At 39.4% G+C, this 19760-nt stretch carries 12 protein-coding genes; 9 read left to right on the top strand and 3 right to left on the bottom strand.

Annotation, left to right across the window (positions count from 1 at the left end; all coding sequences use genetic code 11):
- Positions 1 to 136: 136 nt before the first annotated feature.
- Genes RM544_RS08720 through RM544_RS08735 form a run of 4 tightly spaced genes read left to right on the top strand, consistent with a single transcriptional unit; the run spans position 137 to position 5128 of the window.
- A complete protein-coding gene (locus RM544_RS08720) occupies positions 137 to 1549 on the top strand; it encodes a TIGR03013 family XrtA/PEP-CTERM system glycosyltransferase (RefSeq protein ID WP_311361404.1) in 1413 nt (470 codons plus the stop codon).
- Between the two features lie 2 nt (positions 1550 to 1551).
- Entirely contained in the window at positions 1552 to 2406 is an 855-nt protein-coding gene (locus tag RM544_RS08725; protein WP_311361405.1) for an XrtA system polysaccharide deacetylase, read from the top strand.
- A complete protein-coding gene (gene xrtA / locus RM544_RS08730; protein WP_311361406.1) occupies positions 2372 to 3973 on the top strand; it encodes an exosortase A in 1602 nt (533 codons plus the stop codon). Before RM544_RS08725 ends, xrtA begins: the two co-directional genes overlap by 35 nt.
- A gap of 3 nt (positions 3974 to 3976) precedes the next feature.
- Positions 3977 to 5128: a glycosyltransferase family 4 protein gene (locus RM544_RS08735; protein WP_311361407.1), complete on the top strand. Its 1152-nt coding sequence runs from the start codon at positions 3977 to 3979 to the stop codon at positions 5126 to 5128.
- 6 nt (positions 5129 to 5134) lie between these two features.
- On the opposite strand, the gene RM544_RS08740 is transcribed toward RM544_RS08735, so the two are convergent.
- Positions 5135 to 5713 carry an acyltransferase gene (locus RM544_RS08740; protein WP_311361408.1) on the bottom strand — a complete coding sequence of 193 codons (579 nt, stop codon included), beginning with the start codon at positions 5711 to 5713 and terminating at the stop codon, positions 5135 to 5137.
- The gene (locus RM544_RS08745) at positions 5710 to 6906 is read right to left on the bottom strand and encodes a TIGR03087 family PEP-CTERM/XrtA system glycosyltransferase (RefSeq protein ID WP_311361409.1); all 1197 of its coding nucleotides are present in this window, start codon (positions 6904 to 6906) and stop codon (positions 5710 to 5712) included. The genes RM544_RS08740 and RM544_RS08745 overlap by 4 nt, the downstream gene beginning before the upstream one ends.
- Before the next feature lie 224 nt (positions 6907 to 7130).
- Here RM544_RS08745 and RM544_RS08750 point away from each other — a divergent pair, with 224 nt between their 5' ends.
- The 4 genes from RM544_RS08750 (at position 7131) to RM544_RS08765 (ending at position 16444) form a co-directional block, all read left to right on the top strand.
- Positions 7131 to 9629 carry a VanZ family protein gene (locus RM544_RS08750; protein WP_311361410.1) on the top strand — a complete coding sequence of 833 codons (2499 nt, stop codon included), beginning with the start codon at positions 7131 to 7133 and terminating at the stop codon, positions 9627 to 9629.
- A 14-nt stretch (positions 9630 to 9643) separates the two neighbouring features.
- Positions 9644 to 11587, top strand: a complete 1944-nt coding sequence (asnB, locus tag RM544_RS08755; RefSeq protein WP_311361411.1) for an asparagine synthase (glutamine-hydrolyzing) — start codon at positions 9644 to 9646, stop codon at positions 11585 to 11587.
- A gap of 354 nt (positions 11588 to 11941) precedes the next feature.
- Positions 11942 to 15862 (top strand): HzsA-related protein, encoded by a 3921-nt coding sequence (locus RM544_RS08760; protein ID WP_311361412.1) that lies wholly within the window; start codon positions 11942 to 11944, stop codon positions 15860 to 15862.
- Between the two features lie 207 nt (positions 15863 to 16069).
- Positions 16070 to 16444, top strand: coding sequence for a diacylglycerol kinase (locus tag RM544_RS08765; RefSeq protein ID WP_311361413.1), 375 nt, complete (start codon positions 16070 to 16072; stop codon positions 16442 to 16444).
- A gap of 61 nt (positions 16445 to 16505) precedes the next feature.
- Here RM544_RS08765 and RM544_RS08770 read toward each other — a convergent pair whose 3' ends face one another.
- Positions 16506 to 18176: a sulfatase-like hydrolase/transferase gene (locus RM544_RS08770; RefSeq protein ID WP_311361414.1), complete on the bottom strand. Its 1671-nt coding sequence runs from the start codon at positions 18174 to 18176 to the stop codon at positions 16506 to 16508.
- A 186-nt stretch (positions 18177 to 18362) separates the two neighbouring features.
- Between RM544_RS08770 and RM544_RS08775 the strand changes: the two genes are divergently transcribed.
- Positions 18363 to 19760: an O-antigen ligase family protein gene (locus tag RM544_RS08775; protein ID WP_311361415.1), complete on the top strand. Its 1398-nt coding sequence runs from the start codon at positions 18363 to 18365 to the stop codon at positions 19758 to 19760.

Raw genomic sequence — 19760 nt, forward strand, 5'->3', positions numbered from 1 at the left:
ACCTACTATAATGCTCGTCGTTAACCATTAAGTTTATCTTAATTCGATTAATTATCATACGTCTAAAATCAGAGTTTTTTAAGATTCCTTGTATTTGGGGCGTTTGAAAATAATTACAGTAAAAGTACAGGGAATCATGGCTTCTTCGAATAAAAGACAAAACAAACGTTCAACGGCATTAGTGCTTACTGAGGCGGTGCTCGTATCGTATGTGAGCTACATTGCCAGCTTTGTGCTACAAAGCCTTCAGTTAATCCCTAAACCCAACACCGAAGCGCTGACCATCAATATATTTTTATTGATGATTGCGATCCTTGTTTGTTCGCTATCGGTTGGACTTTACGAAACCAAATTGCGCGAAACCTTTCGAGGGATCATAAGGCGCATATTTGTGAGTTTGGTACTCAGCTACTTTATCGTTGAAATTGTTACTACGGCATTATTCACCCAGCTCGATACACATCCCTATTTCCTGCCTACTGCAGTCTGCTTCAATATAGTTACCATTGTTTTCTTCCGTTATTTTACTAATCGCTTGGGTTTAATGGGGTTAAGCAGTTCTCGCATTTTAATCTTAGGAGCCGGTGTTAGGGCTTCAATTATTGAAAACCGCATGCGACGCGACGTCGACCGTTTGGGATTTGAATTAGTTGGGTTTGTTCCGATTCCTGGAGACGATCGTGCTAACGGCGTTCAAAGAGAAAAGATTATTCATGTCAGAATAGATGACGCTTTCAAACAGTTTTTGTTAGACAACGATATTGAAGAAGTTATTGTTGCTTGTGACCAACGCCGTGGCACCTTGCCAGTATCGGTACTGTTTGATTGCCGTCTTCGAGGCATAGAAGTCACTGATTTACTTGATTTCATGGAGCGCGAACGTGGTCAAATCGTTGTCGACTTAATGTATCCGAGCTGGGTTATTTATTCTAACGGTTTTCATTCGCAGAATTATCTTCGTGAGTCATTAGACTATGTACTCAACATTACCCTTGCTAGTATTTTGATGTTTTTTGTTTGGCCAATTATGTTGATTACTGCCATCATTATTTATATCGATGACGGTTTCCGCACAGGAGCGTCTGTTTTTTATAAGCAAGAGCGTGTGGGTAAAGATGGCAAGTTGTTCAATATCCTCAAATTTAGAAGCATGCGACCCGACGCAGAAAAAGATGGGGCAAAATGGGCGACTAAAAACGACAACAGGGTGACTTCAATTGGTAATTTCATTCGTAAATACCGCGTAGACGAGTTGCCACAATTGTTGAATGTATTAAAAGGCGAAATGTCTTTTATCGGCCCACGTCCTGAGCGTCCCCAATTTGTTCAGCAATTGGTAAAGGAAGTGCCATATTACAATCAGCGACATAACGTTAAGCCTGGTTTAGCCGGTTGGGCACAGCTGAATTACCCATACGGGGCGAGCGTTAAAGATTCTTTAGAAAAGCTGAAATTTGATCTGTATTACGTAAAACACCAAAGCTTATTATTAGACATTCTTATTCTCATTCGGACTGTTGAAATCGTGTTGTTCGGTAAAGGGCGTTAACTATGCAATCAAAGCCAGCTCGACTAAACGCCATGACCGTGGATGTAGAAGATTACTTTCATGTTTCTGCGTTTGAAAGTGTGATCAAACCGTCCGATTGGTCGACAATATCGCCACGCGTTGGTGACAATACTCATAGGCTTATTGATTTATTTAACGAGCACAATATTAAAGCTACTTTTTTTACTTTGGGTTGGGTGGCTGAGCATTGTCCTGATGTGGTCAAACGCATTGTTGACGAAGGGCATGAGCTTGCAAGCCATGGTTCTAATCACCGAAGAACAACAACCATGACGCGAGAAGAGGTGTTTGAAGATATTCGCGTGAGTAAAGACAAGCTAGAGCAAGCCTCTGGTAAACCCTTGTTAGGTTATCGAGCGCCAAGCTTTTCTATCAATGAAACAAATGAATGGGTGTTCGATATTCTGGTTGAGCTGGGTTTCAAATATTCATCTTCTACCTACCCGATTGAACATGACCTTTACGGTGTGCCGGATTGGCCTCGTTTTTCTCACAAACGAAAAGAAGGTATCGTAGAAATTCCTGTTCCGACTGTTAGAAAAAATGAAAAAAACACCGGAATAGGTGGCGGAGGCTACTTTAGACTTTATCCATATTGGCTGTCTAAACGCCGTATCGAAAAGTATATGGGCAGTACAACAGAGCCTTATAATTTCTACTTCCACCCTTGGGAAATTGACCCGAAGCAACCGCGAGTTGAAGGTGCTCCCTTTAAGTCAAAACTGCGTCATTATGTGAATTTGCACGTAATGGAGAAAAAATTAAACATGCTCATTAAGGATTATGAGTGGAGTTCGATGTATGAAACCTACAAGGATGTCATTGATGGTAAGTGAGTCTCTTAACATAGACAAAAGAACAGGCTTTGGAAAAGATTGGGGCTTAGGTATTGTCCTATTGTGCCTATGGTTCGGTTTAACGTATCAAGGTTTAGTGTCGGCGATCGGCATTTGGTACATTTCTGAAATTTTTAACCATTGTTTTTTTGTTATCCCAATTAGCCTTTATTTAATCTGGGAGAAAAAAGAAGAAATCAATTGGCATCACCGTCAAATATCATTACTTGCTGTGCCCTTCATATTCTTACAAGTTGTTTTATATGTGATTGGGATAGCTGGTGATATTCAATTGTTTCAGCATGCCGCTATGTTTTCATTATTACCCACGCTTTTTTGGTTCTTTCTTGGTAACAAAATAGCTTGGCAAATTGTATTTCCACTGTTCTTTATGTTGTTTGCTATTCCCTTTGGCGAAGAGTTAATACCCTTGTTACAAGAAATTACCGCCGATATGGCAGTTGTGATGGTGTCTTGGACAGGTATTCCACTCTATCGCTCTGGGCTGTTCCTAGAAATACCGCAAGGTCGATTCTTAGTTGCTGAGGCATGTTCTGGTGTGAGTTTCCTCATTGCTTCTATTGTGCTGGGTAACCTATACGCTTACATGAGCTTGCAAGGTATTAAAACAAGAGCGGCATTCGTGTTGTTGTCGGTAGTCTTTCCTATTGTCGCCAATGCGATCCGTGTGTTCGGTATCATCGTTATAGGCTATGCGTCAGACATGAAGCATGCCGTTGGTGCTGATCACTTAATCTATGGTTGGTTTTTCTTTGCATTTGTTATTGTGTGCTTATTAAGTCTTGGTGAAGTGATACGTCGCTGGGAGAAGCGTCGCTTGGCGAAAGAAGGTAGCAATGAAAGCAATGCCGAAGCACCAGAAAACGATGCTACGACTTTGGATAGTGCCAGTTTGGACATTGTAAATTCGGACAGTGCAACAAAATTTGAAAAAAGCGGGAAAACTCTCACTTATTCTATGGTTGTTATTCTGATTTTATTGGCTGGTGTCGGTAAGTCTATATCGCTCAAGAGCGCTGCGTCTACGGTACCTCAGTACCCTAATTTCACTCTTCCTTTTCAAGCTAAGACCAACGGTAACCGCCTATCGACTTGGCAGCCTGAGTTTGCGAAGGCCGATAAAAGTGATATGGCCACGGTGACTGTTAATTCTGAAACCTTTGTTTATTACTGGGCCTATTTTGATGGGACAGAAAGTGAATTGATCAGTTTTCAAAACAGCGTTTTTGGTGAAGACCGCTGGAGCTTAGAATCTAAAAGAAAAGAAGCATTAAATAATGAAATTAATGCCAATGTGTGGTCACTTCGTGCAAGTAACGGCAGCCAAATACAGGTTTATCATGCTTATGTTATTGACGGCAAAGTGTTTACCGACAATCGAAAAGCGAAACTCTATCAAGTCTGGTTGAAACTTCAGGGTAAGCCCTATGATGGCGTTTTTGTTGCTATTTCTAAATCACCTGATAGCGACGCCAAAGCATTGGATGATAATTTTAGTAAGACAATTTCTGCATTTGTCAGCGGTTTTAATTTAAGAAGCGAATAATATATGCCTGCAAAACGAGTTCTGGTGTTGACTGAAAACTTCCCTCCCAAGTCAGGGGGAAGTGGTCGTTGGTTTTGGGAGTTGTATTCCCGATTACCCAAAGAACAGTTTATCGTGGTGACAGATGAGGTTGCTGATAGCTCTGTGGACAATGAAATTGAAAACACAGTCATTCGTATTCCCTTGTCATCTAGTGAATGGGGTTTTAAAAGTGTCATTGGCCTGAAATTTTATTGGCGCAGTGCTCGTGCAATAAAAAAATTAGTTAAACAATATGACATTACAGAAATCCATTGTGGGCGGGTGATCCATGAAGGCGTTATTGCTTGGCTGGTGTCATTAACAACAAAAGTCAGCGTTTCTTGTTTTATCCATGGCGAAGATATTGAAACAGCAGCGACGAGTCGCGAACATCATTTGATGGTGAATAAGGTATGTGCCAAATCGAAACATTTAATATGTAATAGCCTAAATAGCCAGAATATTGCTCGGCGTTTAGGTTTTGATTATCAAAATACATTGATTTTGCACCCCGGTGCTGACTGCTCTCGTTTTGTTCCCGCGGCCTGTGATAAAGCTTTTCGTCAAAAAATGGGTTGGCACGAACGAAAAGTCATACTCACTGTAGGAAGGCTGCAAGCTCGCAAGGGTCATGACAAAATGATTGAAGCAATGCAGAGCATCCTAAAGCAGGAACCTAACGCACTGTATTGTATGGTTGGAAGTGGTAGTACAAAACCATACTTAGAAGAATTGATCGATCAATATGGGCTGACAGAGTCAGTTGTGTTTCTTGATGAAATCAGTGACCAAGAGATGATCCAGTGTTATCAACAATGTGATTTGTTCATATTGCCAAACCGAACTATTGATAATGATATAGAAGGTTTTGGTATGGTATTAGTTGAGGCTCAAGCATGTGCAAAAGTGGTTATAGCAGGTGATTCAGGCGGTACGAAGGAGACTATGCTACCAAACGAAACCGGTTTTGTTATTGATTGCACCGACGCGGAAATCATTGCTAGCACTATTATTGAGCTACTGGGAAATTCCGATAAACGAGAAAGAATGGGAAGTAAAGGTCGAGAGTTTGTAAGCAGCACTTTTGATTGGCTGCCTCATGTTGAAAAGGCAAAAGAAATATTTAGCCAATAAAGCAACTTAACGAGCTTTTATTACCTTTGCAGGGTTTCCAGCTACGATAACATTATCAGGCACAGGTTTTGTGACAACAGAACCTGCTGCCACCACACAGTTCTCTCCAATGTCAGCCATAATTAAAGCGCAGTTGCCTATCCAAGAGTTTTTTCCAATGGTCACTTTGGTGTAAGTGCCACCCTGATCGCGAATAGGCTTGTCGTTTTGCTCAAAATTATGCTGTTTCGAACCGCTCATTATGTGCACGCCACTGCCAATGATCACGTCTTGTTGAATATCACACATGCCGATATTACATTGTGGCCCAATATAAACCCCACTGCCAATTGATGTATCTTGCTGAGATAGCAAGGTAGCAAATGATAAAACAGCATCTTTGCTGCAAGCATTCAGAGTAAAGCGGTAAAACCCCGCACGAAAATAAACCCCTGTTTTACCTGGTAGCAAACTAAGGAGTTGGCTAAAAAAGGTCATACTCTGGTTTTTATTTATTAATAGCAATGAAATGAAGTAAAGCAATGTGAATGGCGAAGCGAGCAGGGCAAAAAGTAGGAACAGGAAAGACTTTAAAGCACTCTTCATGACAGCGACTCCAAGCGGTTTGTAAGCGGCTTAAGGACTTCAGGCCATGCGTAGTTTTGCAAGATTGTTTGCCTTGCTTTTAGGCCTATTTCCGCTTTGAGTGCTTTATTTTGCAATAGCAATAAACATTGCTCATTAAACTCTTCGGGATTGTCGGCTATCAAGACATCTTCGCCTTGTGTGTGAATAATCCCTTCAATACCTCGTGATGTGCTCACAACTGGAATTTCACATGACATAGCCTGCAAAACCTTGTTTTGAACACCTCTTGCAATTTGGAATGGCGCAACAAACACATCGGCTGATTGAAAGTAAGGCATGATGTTTTCTACAAAGCCAGTCACCGTAATATTGTCACTCGCTAATTTAAGGATAGATGGATTTGGATTCATGCCGGCTATAATAAAGTGAGCTTTAGGGTTGTGCTGAACGATATTCGGCCAACAATGCTCTATAAACCATAAAACGGCATCGATATTCGGTTTGTAATCCATCACGCCAGTAAATAAGAAGATTGCGTCGTCGTCATTTTTATTCTGTTTATTCGCCTGAAAGGTAACAGAATCAATACCATTAGCTAACACACTGACGGTACCGTCGGTACTAATGTCTTTCTTAAATAATTCGACTTCTGCTGACGCAATTAAATAACATTCTGCAGATAGCTGAGCAGCTTCTTGTTCCAACTTACGTACTAATTTTGCTTCTCGCCTGTACACCCATCTCATAGGAAAAGAAGCTTTATCTGCGTATTGCTCCCATTTGTTTGAATCAACATCCATAAAGTCAGTTAAAATGGGTAAGTTGTACTCGGCCTCATTATTCTTTGCTACATAGTGAAGTAATGAGGATGCCGTGATGAGTATTGCATCAGGCTTAAATGCATTGATTTCTTTTTTAATTGACGGCTCTGCTTTGCTAGTGTAGAAGTTCGCTTCACTGAATGAACGGTTTGTGAGAAGTGCTTTCAGGAAACGTATTATTTTGTTGCCTAAATTAAGCGGTGTGACTTTGCACTTTAAAGTTTGAGCCAAGCCTTTAGCATGTTCCTCGTCTTCATCAGTATGCAAGGGAGCTAATAAGGATATTTCGTGACCCACCTGTGTTAAGTGCTCTAGTTGGTGAAAGGTTCTTAGTTTCTCACCTTTATTCGGCGGGAATGGTATACGGTGAGAAATGACTAGTACTTTCAATTATTGGCTCTCTGTAAAAACAATCTTGTTGATGCAAATAAACTTCTTATTGCCATTGTACTATACAAATTGTAAGTTACTAGTAGCGTAGCCTGAGTTTATAGGTGGTTTAAACATGAACAAATGCCGATTAATGTTTGAACATTGCGATAGCGATACAAAAGCATAAGACCGATTTACAATACAAGGAAAGTAGGAGGACGTTTTTTCTCCGTCATAAAAACATGAAATCAATTTTTTTTATTATCGCTTTTTTGATTGTTTATGGTTCCTTGTACCCCTTTCATTTCTCTGCAAACTCTATGTCTCCAGAGTCGTTGCAAGCCCTTTTGAATTTTGATCTCAGGCAAACTAGCCTAACTGATATTATCGCGAATATTGTTCTATTTATTCCTTTTGGTTTGTTTATTCGTTTGGTTTTCCCAAATCAAACTACAAAGATGCAGTTGCTTAATTTAGCTCTTTTCACCTTTGTTTTTGCCTATGGGATTCAGGCCTTGCAATTGTTTACTGAGGACAGAAAGCCATGGGGTGGGGATGCTGTATGGAACATGGTGGGTTATTTTGTTGGCTTGGTGCTTTTTTCTTTTTCTCAACTAAGGTTTTTACGTTCGATTCAGACTTTAAGTATAAACGGCCAAATCTCTTTGGTGTTAGCGATATCGATAATAGTACTAGAGCTTGCACCTTTCGCACCTTCAATAGACTTGGATGTGCTAAAGCAAAATGTAAAAGCGTTATTGAGTAACCCCACAATCGATTGGTATTGGACAGTTGAAGGTACTCTATACTGGTTGGTGCCATTCTACCTTTTGAAGCTTGCTGTGCCGTCATTCGCTTCCTTACCTCGCTTAAGCGTTATTGTTTTTAGTGTGTTACTTGCGAAATTTATTATCGTCTCGAGCAATGTCAATTTGACACTGTTAGTGTCGGGTATAAATGCTTTGATTGTTTGGGGTGTGTTTGGAAGACGTATTAACATTGGCTTTTTAGCCGTCTTGATGCTTATAAAAATTGTTAGTAATGGACTTCACCCATTTGTGCTGAGTGAACAAACACAGGCGTTTAATTGGATACCATTCACGGGCTCTATGAATGGTAATATCCTCTTTAATATTGTTGTTTTTGCGAAAAAAATAGCTATCTATGGGGCCACAATCTGGCTATTATTTCTGTGGTCTCAACGCTTACTAATGAGCACCCTAGTTTGTGGTGCAGCACTATTAATGACTGAGCTACTACAAACACGGTTTGTTGATTCGACCCCAGAAAGCACCGATTTAGTGTTAGCTGTTTTTATCGCTTTTATATTGAAGCAAGTGATCAAGCCAAGCTTGAGTCACAACAAAGATAAGCCGCTAGCAAGTACAGCAGTAATTAACGGAGAGCAATTGATGAAAAATTCAAATGCAGATAGTTCTTCTAACAAAAGCTCTAAAAAAATAAAAGTAGTGGCCGTAATAGCAATTCTACTTAGCACCTTACTAGGCTTGAGCACGGTTCTATCAGACAAAAGTTCGTCGGATATCGTTGTGCGTCAAGCACCATGGGCAAATGTTAAGCATCCCCCATTAATTTTCGATCACCATACACACAGTAATTACTCTGATGGCAGCCTGAGTATTAAAGAGTTAACTGAGTTAGCTTACCTAGAGGGCTGTCATGCATTTGCAATAACTGATCATTCCAACGATGTCAGTAACTTTAGGGCATCGAGGATTCAAGATATCAAAGACATGCGAGCTCAATTCCCAGTAATGTTAATATTTGGGGGTATTGAATTAGGCATGCCATCTTATTCTCAGCGAGAGCGGGTTAATATCATAACTCTACCTGAGTACGAAGAGTTGATGATCAGTAAAATTATGCAGGCTTTAATTGATGCAAAAGGAGTTGATAAAGCCCAACAAGACTTGGTGGTTTTGGAAGCGATTAATACTATTGAACGAGCGAAACACAATACGATTAAAATCTACAACCACCCAAGCCGACGTGATCGAAATGACGGGGCAATTGAAAACTACAGGGATATTAAGAACTGGAACAAGGATTTCAATCATATAACCGCTGTTGCTGGTGCCCCCGGACGTCAAAAAGCCGAACCTATTGGTGACTATAAGTCAGAAAAGCAAACCATTGACCGCTGGGACCCTTTCGTCGCAGAAGTGGGAGGTACATGGGACAAGCTTTTAAGCGAGGGGGAGCAAATATGGGGTGCAATTGCGACAACAGATTTTCACGATGCGGGAACGAGTTATGCCCCTTGTGAGTTTTCTCGCACTCATGTTAATGCGCCAACACATGACTATAAAGGGATCGTTGAAGCAATAAAAGCAGGAACCTTTTGGGCTGACCATGGCAAATTGCTAGACGATTATCAGTTTACTATCACTTCTCAAGATACCAAGGTTGTTGCTTACCCTGGAAGTACAATTGATTTGGCGGGCAATGACAACATCTTAAATGTGGAGATAGCTATTAGCAAAATGCCAGAGTATGCAGATGACTTTTTTCGCTTTGAGTTAATTTCGAATTGCAACAGTAAAAAAACTGTTCTCGAGTCTACATTAATGCCACCAGAGAAAAGTAAGATCACAATTCCCATCCCTATTTTTGAACAAAACAGGGAAGAACAATGCTACGTGCGTTCACGAATTATCAGAGAATCTATCGAACCTAATAGACTCAGCGCGTACTCTAATCCTATTTTTATTAAATTCTGAGTTTAAGGTTAACTATGTGTGGCATTGCAGGCTTCTCAACAAAAAACTACGAACAACTTAACGAACCAGGCTTAGTTAGAATGGGTAACGCCATTGCACACCGTGGGCCAGATGCTCATGGAGAGTACCTTGACGAACAAGTTGGTCTTTGCCATCGACGTTTGAGTATTCTTGACCTCTCCGACGCAGGGAAACAACCCATGTTCTCAGACGATAACAGCATTGTTATTGTCTTCAATGGTGAAATATATAACTTTTTGGAATTGAAAGAGGAATTGGTTAAACAGGGTGTTACCTTTCGCTCCGGAACAGATACAGAAGTCATTATTCGATTATATGAAAAATACGGTACAGACTGCCTAAATATGCTCAATGGCATGTTTGCTTTTGCGTTATGGGATACTAATACAAAGAAATTGCTGATTGCCCGCGACAGACTAGGTAAAAAGCCACTGTACTACTATACCGAAACCGCAGAATATACGGAAGCCGCAGAATCGCAATCTAGTGAAGGTAAAAACAGTTTTACTAAGTTTGCCTTTGCTTCCGAAATAAAAGCGTTATTGACCCTGCCTGACGTTAAAAAAGAGATTCGATTAGATGCGGTGCATGATTTTTTTGCTTATCAATACATTCCCGACCCTAAAAGTATTTTTCAACACGTCCATAAGCTTCCGCCAGCGCACTACATGGTGATTGAGAATAACCAGTTCTCAATTCACAAATACTGGGACTTGAGTTTTGCGCAAACAAACGAAGACAGTGAAAAAGAAAACGTTGAAAGACTCCGACACTTAATATCAGAAACAACAAAAAGGCGCATGATCAGTGACGTTCCATTAGGGGCTTTTCTGAGCGGCGGAGTTGACTCATCTGGTGTTGTCGCAACGATGTCATCGCTTTCTGATACACCTGTAAAAACCTGTACCATTGCATTTGATAATAAAAAGTACAATGAAGCTGAGTTTGCCAAGTCGGTAGCAGAACAATACAAAACAGACCATCATGAACTCCTTGTTCATCAAAACGTAGCCGATACACTTGAAAACATAGTAAGTTATTTCGATGAGCCTTTTGCCGATCCGTCATTGGTTCCGACATTTTTCGTCTCTGAGCTTGCTAGGCAAAAAGTGACTGTGGCTATCGCTGGTGACGGAGGAGATGAGGTGTTTGCTGGGTATGAAAAGTATGCAGGAGATGATCTCGAGAATAAGCTCCGTAACCGTTTTCCAAATTGGTTGAGGAGAGGTGTTTTTCCTAGCGTTTCCAAGTTATTTAGCTTAGTTAACATATCTGTTTTTAGGCGCGCATCGAATTTATTAAATAGCTTGAGTGTGAGTCCAGCCATGGGGTTCTATATCACTAATAGTTTTATTTCGGACAGAGATTGGAAGCGTCTTATAAAGCCTGAGATTAAAAGTGAACTTGATACTTACCACCCATCATCGGTAACCTTAGAAAAATATGCAGAGGCGGATGGCAACGATCATTTAAGTAAGATTTTATACACTGATATGAAGACTTACTTAACAGGGGGGATTTTAGTTAAAGTAGATCGGATGAGTATGGCTAATTCATTAGAAGTTCGCGCGCCGATTTTAGACAAAGAAGTGATCGAGTTTTCAGCCTCCCTTCCTTCCAATATGAAATATAGAGATAAAGAGAAGAAGTACATTCTTAAAGAGGCATTCAAGCCTTTCTTGAGTGACGATATTCTTTATCGAAAGAAAATGGGCTTCTCCGTCCCATTAGCGCAATGGTTTAGAGAGGAAATTAAAGAAATTGCTCAACATTACCTTATCGATGAACTAATTGGTTTAAAAACGGTCTTCAAAGAGTCTCAAATAACCACACTTTGGGATGAACATCTGTCGGGAAAGAAAGACCATGCGACGGTTTTGTGGTCCATGTTGATGTTTGAAATGTGGTGGCAAAGGTATATGCACAAAAATAACTAGCAGAAACGAGTTTCTGGGCTGAACTACTTTCGAAACTCTATCGTACATTTCCCAACATTAACTGTCATCTAATGCATCTATATTAGTGACGTTGGACTATAAAATTTAAAAATCTATTCTCAACAGAGTGGCGCGCTTATTGCTAAACTTGGTTGAGAAGCGCTTGAAAAATATACTATTAAGGTTGTTTGAAGCCAGAGGGGCTTTATTTAATATATATGGTTTTATACCTTTACCCCGCTTTTGATAATACTTTCGGTGAACGAATATTCAATAATATACGCTCAATATTAGCCATCCGAATTTCTATGCAAAAGCGCTTAGAGTTCGTATTCCCAATAAATGGAGCAAGCTGTGAAAGTACCATACATTCTGTTTATATCCCTTGCAACGGCGCTACTCAGCGCATGCGGAGGTGGGTCTGATGAAGGAACAGAAGTAACCCAACCAATTGTTGAAGATCCACCAGTACAACAGCCGGCAGACCCAACATATGAAGTGGGTGGAGTCGTTTCTGGCTTATCCAATGGTCAATTAGTGCTAGCAAATAACATGTCGGATGAAGTAACTCTGCAGAGCGAGGGAGAGTTTTCTTTCACTACTGAATATACAGAAGGCGATACCTTTAGTGTCGCTATAAAGACACAGCCCAATGGCTATTCTTGCGAAGTCGAAAACGGGTCAGGTACCGTCGGTACAAATGATATCGATGACGTTTCGGTTTCGTGCGAAGAAGTTAACACCCCAATCACCTTCCATTCCGTTGGTGGCAGCGTTCAAGGACTTGAAGGTTCAGAGCTTACATTACGAAGCAGTCTGTCTGAAGAGTTAACCGTGTCGCAAAATGGTAACTTTGTATTTTCCAACCAGTTTGAAAATGGCAGTAATTATCAAGTATTTCTCACCATTCAACCCGAAAACCATAGTTGCACTATTAGCAATGCAAATGGAACCGTTAATGGGTCTAACGTATCTAACGTCTTAGTTGCATGCGAAAGCATTGAAGAAGAGCCACAACCTGAACCTAATGAATATAGCATAGGCGGCAGTGTTGAAGGTTTGGGGCAGTCGCCTGTGGTCCTTACAAATAATGCCAGTGATGAATTAAGTATTTCCGAAAATGGTAGTTTTGTTTTTACTCAGTTGTTAATTGATGATGAGACTTATGATGTTTCTGTGCAAACACAGCCAACAGACTATACATGCTTTGTTGGAAATGGCGCTGGTACTGTAAATGGGCAAAATATTAATGATGTAGCAGTGAGCTGCGAAGCAAACGAAGACTTGTTTAGTGTTGGCGGTTCTATTTCAGGTTTAAATCAAGCTGAAATTGTTTTAGAGACTAATCTTAGTGACGTTATTACTGTCGATAGTGATGGCGGATTCAGTTTTCCAGCTAGTTTTACCGACGGTTCAAACTATCAAGTTTTTGTACAAACTCAACCACAAGCTCAAACTTGTGGAATCGAGAATGCAAGCGGCACAATTAATGGCAACAACGTCAATAATGTAGCTGTAGCTTGTGAAGATACGACTCACGATATTGTTTACGTTCGCTATCCGAATGGTACTGATGAAGATCCGTATGTAGATATTCCTCAAGGCGAACACGCATATGATATTGCAGGTGGCGCTGACTTAATGCTACTAAAAGCTGATGGCAGTGAAGTGGTGCTCGTAGATTGCGACCAATGTAGCGTTATGGATCCATTTATTTCTTTTGATGGTAACACCGTTTACTATTCTTTAATTGTAGAGCCAACTCCCGAATCTGCTAGTTGGATCTACAAGATCAATCTTGACGATACTAGTTATACACCAATCAGACTAACATTTGATGATGGTTTTGATTCATCACTATATGCTCACAATGATAGCCCCGAACATGACAAGTCGAGTGTACGCTCTATCCGTGATATGGCCCCTGCGCCTCTAGCAGACGGTAGAATAGTGTTTACATCTAATCGCTCAGCATTGACTACGTTTAGACCGGGAACAGACGCCTTAGTTGACGGAAGCGTTCAACAGCTTTATGTGATGGATGATCATGACGGCTCCGCAAATACTAAAGAACTATCTAATTTAAGGCTGCTTGAAACTGGAAACCTACATTTAGTTCAGCACCCATTTCAGTTGAAAGACGGTCGAATTATGTTTTCAACCTGGCAAGATGCTGCAACTAAATATAACTATGCAATGACGTCACTGTTCACGATCTATCCGGACGGTACTAATTTAATGCAGTTTACCGAACCTCATGATCACAATAAAAACTTAGATCATTTTGCTACACAGTTGCCTGATGAAAGTATTGTGTCTGGTTATTACTATCCATCGTTCGACTATGGCTTTGGTATTCTGATGAAATATCCAATCGCTTCAGATGGTCCAGATTTTCTAAGAGAAAATATTCAGCAAACTTATACGTGGGGTGATCAACGTCAAAAAGTTAGCTCGAGAGAGTTCGATCGAAAAGAGTCACTCTCCATTACACCGCATACTATTTCGTTGGATCGTCCTGCGCCCAATCTTTCTGGGAAGTATTCTATGCCTTCAATCGGAGTGAGAGGTGACATGCTTGTAGCATATTCAGCAGGCTCTGTGAATCATTTCCAATCAGTTTGCAACGGCGAGGTCAACTTATGTGAAGAGCTTCGTTCTGGAATATATTTAATTAAAGATGCCGCTAATACAATCATTACTGATCCTGCTGCTTTGATAAAAATAAAAGATGACCCAAATTATAATGAGATATGGCCTAGAGTTGTTGCTAGTTACTTTGATCTGTATGGGCAAGATACTCCCGACCTTATAGGGCAGCAACCTCTTGATTCGAGATTAGAAGAAGGCGAAGCAGCAGGTATCGTTGGTTCTTCGTCAATGCTTAATAGAGAACCGTTAAACGAAGATGAACCAGATCCATTTAAACCTTTGACCAGTCGAGAAAGAAATGATGGAAATTGGAGAATAGAAGGTGCTGAAGCAGGAGTGTTTGAGGACTCAGACGTCTATGGAGTCAGAATTATAGTATCGCCGCCTAGGCCTTTTACTAAGCCGATTAGGAAAGGTCAAAACTCTGATGATTGGGATCTAATCGAGCAATATTTGGAGTCGTCTAGGCTTAAAGCTGTTGTAGCCAGATACGGAGCATTACACCAAGAACGTTGGGAAATTTTAGGCGAATTTCCTTTAACAAACACGGATAGCATTGATCAGCAAGGAAACCCAGATACATCATGGGCTGCAAAAGTCCCAGCTGATACACCATTTTTAATACAAACAATTGATAAGAATGGGATGACGCTTGTTAGTGAACTAACTTGGAGAGGATTGAAGCCGGGTGAGAAGAGAGTTGATTGTGGTGGTTGTCATGCCCACTCGATTGAGCCGCTTGATTATGAGTCAACACAATCTGGTAGTAATAGTCCAATAACAACGGTCGCAAATTTAGATCTATCAGACCCTATGATACAAGAAGGCATTTGGGATTTAACCCAAGGCGAAATACCTCTATTAGATAATGTAGGGGTTACAAAAGAGCTAGGTCATTCTTATGGTGTTGAATATAACCGAGATATTTTGCCGATAATCAATCAGAATTGTACTAGCTGTCATACTTCAGGTGGTGAGGCAGATATGCTCATATTAGATGGAAGTGGCACGGCTCAGGATGCATATGAAGAGTTGACTACTGATTCAGAAGGAAAGTATACATTTCCACAAGTTAGCAAGTACATAAGAACACCACAAGCCAGACAAAGCCTACTTGCTTGGGTTGCATGGGGAAAAAGGTTAGATGGCAGAGATAATCAGGACAGGGATGACGATGTTGATTACCCTGCTAATCATCCGACCATAAATCTCACTGACGCTGAGAAGCGTAATATTGCGAGATGGATTGATCTTGGCTCTCCAATTGATTTTCCAGAACTTCAAATTGACGGAGGCGTTGGGTTTAGATATACGGATGATTATCAATTACCCGTTGTCAACATTCATCGACCATTTTCCGGTAGCAATGATGATAATACAGCGATAATTGGACTTGCAGATGCAAAATCAGGTATTGATTGGGAAACGGTACTGATTACTGTTTACCCTATCAGCAACCCCAGTGACATTACCGTTATTGCCACTTACGATCGTTCGACAACAGGTGTTATTACCTTTGAGCTTCCTTCGTTGTCTGAAAATCAAGATCATGTTCTATCTCTTCAAGTCAAAGATTTAGAGGGCAACGCTAATATTCAAACTGTTAGATTTAGTTTGGATTAAATAGATAAATATCCCATTAGAGCAATAGTTTATGAAAACCCAGCGGGGGACAATCGCTGGGTTTTTTAAGAAATACTTTCGATTTAAGTGTATTTGATTACTGTTATTTGAAATAATCAAAATCTAAATATTGATAGAATCGGGAGCTGAATAATTTCCATATCTAAATCTTCAAACCTCCTCAATTGCGAAATGAGCGGCTAACATATGAATAAATTAAATGGTGTGGGTATACGTCGAGTGCTAAATGCGACATATTGCTCTTTTAAAGGTTTCAAGGCTGCTTTCCTACATGAATCTGCATTTCGGCAGGAGCTACTGTTAAGCGCTCTACTATTTCCAATTAGCTTCTTCGTTGCAACCACGGTAGAGGTTTGGCTTTTGTTAACAATTAGTATGATATTCCTGCTTTTTGCTGAAATTGTTAACAGCGCACTGGAAGCTTTGGCTGATCGTATTTCTACAGAGCATCATGAGCTAATTGGCAGAGCGAAGGATATGGGATCCTCATGTGTCTTTTTAGCCATTTTAATACTAACTATTTCTTGGTGTTATGCTTTATATTTGCTTTATAACAGTTAATATCTTAGCTTTTGTAAGTAAGTCTACAACAGCAAATATTTCACCATTCAAAATATTATATTTACTCTATAATCGCATGTGCTAAAACTTTTTTGTAGTCAACTGCAAGCTGCTCTTTATTCTTAATGCAATTATTAACTGCGCAATAATGACCTTCAGTTAAAAAGTCTAAAATTAAATTTGGTAGTTCGTAATGTGAAATCTTACCAACATTGGTGGGCTTGCCATTCTTAAATATAAACAAACTGGTTAAAAAATGAGAGTTCACTTCATTTTCCAAGTAGCCGTTAGTTTTAAACCATTCTTTTCCATCAAAGTTTGGTAAATGATCAGAGCTAAGAATAATCATACTTTCCGGATCAAGTATCAACAGTTGGTTAACATAATCAGCTACTGCCTTTGTTCTGTAGTAAATTTGATTAACGGCTCTCTCATAATCAGCACTAACCTCACTCTCCCCATCCAAAACTTTGATGAATAAAGGATGTCGCTCTATGTCTATATGGAAATCCCGATGGCCATAGACACCTAATACATAATTAAATATTGGTTTCTCTGCATTTTTAGATATTAGTGTTTTTATTTGTTCCAAGTTTTGTGAAAATAAATCGCCATCAAACATATACTCTTGTTCATCAGGTATTCTTAAATATGTTTTGCTTCCAGGAGCAAATTGTATTGGGAAAAAACTTCTTTCAAAGCCTATTCCTTTATATGCTTTTATTGCATTAAAAAAATCTGGTCGATAGGCATTGCTTGCTATTGAGCTGTACCCTAATTTGCCTAGAACCTTAGGTAAGCAAAACGCGTTAGATCCTGTAAAAGCATTAAACTCAACGCTTCCATACTTCTCTAAACTGGGTACACCACATAATGCTTCGAACTCTGCTTGAGAAGTTTTACCGCCAAAAACTGGAGACTGTATTAAACTTTCATTTCCTGAAAGTAACTCAATAAAGTCGGAATGATAAACTTGTTTAGAATATTTAAACCTTGCGAGTAGCGTTGGATTAAAAAAGGACTCCAGCATAATTAGGTGTACATTTTTAGAGTTTAATTTTGAACTGAGTTGCTTCACTAAATGATTTTTTTCTTTGTTATATTCCGGCCTATTATAATTTTCCTTAATGCTGTTGATGGAAACCAAACGTTTTGATTCGAAATACAAGGTAGTAGCAAGAAAGCCATTTCTGCTCACGAAAGCTTCTGACCATGGAGGAATAATATAATATGCAGCATCTTCGAAAAATTGCTGATAGGTTTTTGGAAAAAAATGTATAAACAAGCCTATTATAAAAAATGAAGCTACGGGTATTGTTCCAGAGGGCTTGAAGCGTTTACCTCTGAATGCATATAAAGAGATGAATAAAGTGAGAGGAAAGGCTAAAAATAGTAAAAGTTCAGCATCAGACAAAACGACGATTAATTCAGGCAGTTCGGTTATATCGATAAATTTGAATATAGTTCCAAAAGAATAGAAATGAAAATAGTAGAAGCTATAGAATAATATAATTGGCAGGAGTGAAATAATGTATCGTGCTCTACCTGCCCTCAATAAAAAAAATGTTGAATAGTAAGCCACTAAGATAAATACAAGTTCGATCTTTTTCGAGGAAAGCGAGTTATCAAAACCAAAAATAGCTCTACTGACGTGCTGGTCTACAACTAGAAAAAGACCAACTAAAAATACAGGGGTTAGGAGACTTATTATCTTTTTAATATGATGCTTCAAAGCAACTTCCTTGTAAAATACATTAAATTTTGTATATAGTTAAAAGCTAAATGTAAAATTCGATTTTTTTATTAGCGTCTTTCAGTAATTTTAAAACCTACCCAATCGTAATTAGCATAGTTCCTGTGTATAATACAAGTTTTATTAAGACTCGGCTACAAAGTGGTCGATAAACGAGTTCAACAATTGCTGAAAATTTTAGTTTATCTTCTTCTCGCATATGGAGTTGTCGGCGTTTTTGTAAATCCGTGGGTTCCAATAGTTTTCTACTATTTGAATGGGATTATGCAACCTCAATTTATATGGCCTTGGACCTTTCCTGAGTTTCCAATTTCACTCTCGAAAATTCTTGCAATCATGTCTATTTTAGCTCTTTTTAAATCTATATTTTTTAGGCAAGTTAGTTTTGGCGTTTTTAAGGCTAAACAGAATTTGGCATTGCTCGCTATTTGGATTCTTTTCCATTTATCCGATTCGTTGAGTCCATTCCCAATCTACTTCGCCGGTGTAACTTCTGATATTGTTCTGAGCGCTTTGGACACCATCGTCATATTGTATTTTGTTGGGCTTGGTTTGTTGAGTAACGTTCAAAACTACGAGAAGAGCTTCAAATACATGTGTGTAATGTTTGCCTTTATTACCGTTTACTACGTGTATTGGGCAAATGATATGTACTTTAGCCAAAGATGGGATATGTTTACCAATGGCCGATTAAATAGCCCGAGGGGTACTAGTATAGGGGACCAGAATGCTCTTTCTGTTTTAGTTGTAATGGGGATGCCATTTTTCTTAATTGGCTATTTTTACTTAAACTCAAAAATTCAGAAGCTTTTTTGTTTAGGAGTTATACCGGTGCTCTGGCATTCACTTTTTTTATTTGGTTCTAGGGGGGCGCTAATAGCTCTAACAGTGACTACATTAATAACAATGAGAATGCTTACAAAACATCAGAAAGCATCGATTAATCTGGAAAAACTGAAGCAGGTTGGACTTTTTAAAAAGTTTATCGTTGTTGGTTTGGTTGTTGGCGTTTTGACTCAAGGTGGTATTCTACTCAGCAGAACTTCAGAAACAGCTGAAAGAGCTCAAAGCCAAGGAGAAGAGCCGATAAACCCTAGGTTGGTATCGTGGATGGTGGGCAAGAAGTTGATCTTGAACTATCCATTATTAGGCGCCGGCCCTCAACGTTTTCAAATGGCGTCTCAAGCACAGTATCCCGGCGAGTCTGTTCATGTCGCCCACAATACCTTTATTAATTTTTCAGCGAATACTGGTTTACCAGTAGGTTTTTTATTTTTGGCTATGTTTTGGTTCAACTATAAAAACTTCAAGTTTTGTAAGCAAAACCAGATTGAACGATACCCTATTTTAGATTTTGTTGATAAATCTTGTGCTGCCGCATTAGTTGCGTATTTTGTTGGTGCATTATTTTTGGACTTAATTATTTTTGAAGCCTTCTATTTTATTTTGATGCTGAACCTTGCAAAGCTACATGTTTTTAGCAAATTGATTGAACAGCCGACTAAGCAAGTAGAATCTATAGAGCCAGTGAGAGCAAATAAAATGCAGAATAGGGTTTACTAA

The sequence above is a fragment of the Brumicola blandensis genome (genome assembly GCF_031846165.1).
GTDB lineage: Bacteria > Pseudomonadota > Gammaproteobacteria > Enterobacterales > Alteromonadaceae > Glaciecola > Glaciecola blandensis.

What these genes read in the sequence shown, in the direction of transcription:
- xrtA (WP_311361406.1), top strand. Translation starts at nt 2,372, where the DNA reads ATGAAACCTACAAGGATGTCATTGATGGTAAGTGAGTCTCTTAACATA.
- RM544_RS08740 (WP_311361408.1), bottom strand. Translation starts at nt 5,713, where the DNA reads ATGAAGAGTGCTTTAAAGTCTTTCCTGTTCCTACTTTTTGCCCTGCTC.
- RM544_RS08725 (WP_311361405.1), top strand. Translation starts at nt 1,552, where the DNA reads ATGCAATCAAAGCCAGCTCGACTAAACGCCATGACCGTGGATGTAGAA.
- asnB (WP_311361411.1), top strand. Translation starts at nt 9,644, where the DNA reads ATGTGTGGCATTGCAGGCTTCTCAACAAAAAACTACGAACAACTTAAC.
- RM544_RS08735 (WP_311361407.1), top strand. Translation starts at nt 3,977, where the DNA reads ATGCCTGCAAAACGAGTTCTGGTGTTGACTGAAAACTTCCCTCCCAAG.
- RM544_RS08765 (WP_311361413.1), top strand. Translation starts at nt 16,070, where the DNA reads ATGAATAAATTAAATGGTGTGGGTATACGTCGAGTGCTAAATGCGACA.
- RM544_RS08720 (WP_311361404.1), top strand. Translation starts at nt 137, where the DNA reads ATGGCTTCTTCGAATAAAAGACAAAACAAACGTTCAACGGCATTAGTG.
- RM544_RS08750 (WP_311361410.1), top strand. Translation starts at nt 7,131, where the DNA reads ATGAAATCAATTTTTTTTATTATCGCTTTTTTGATTGTTTATGGTTCC.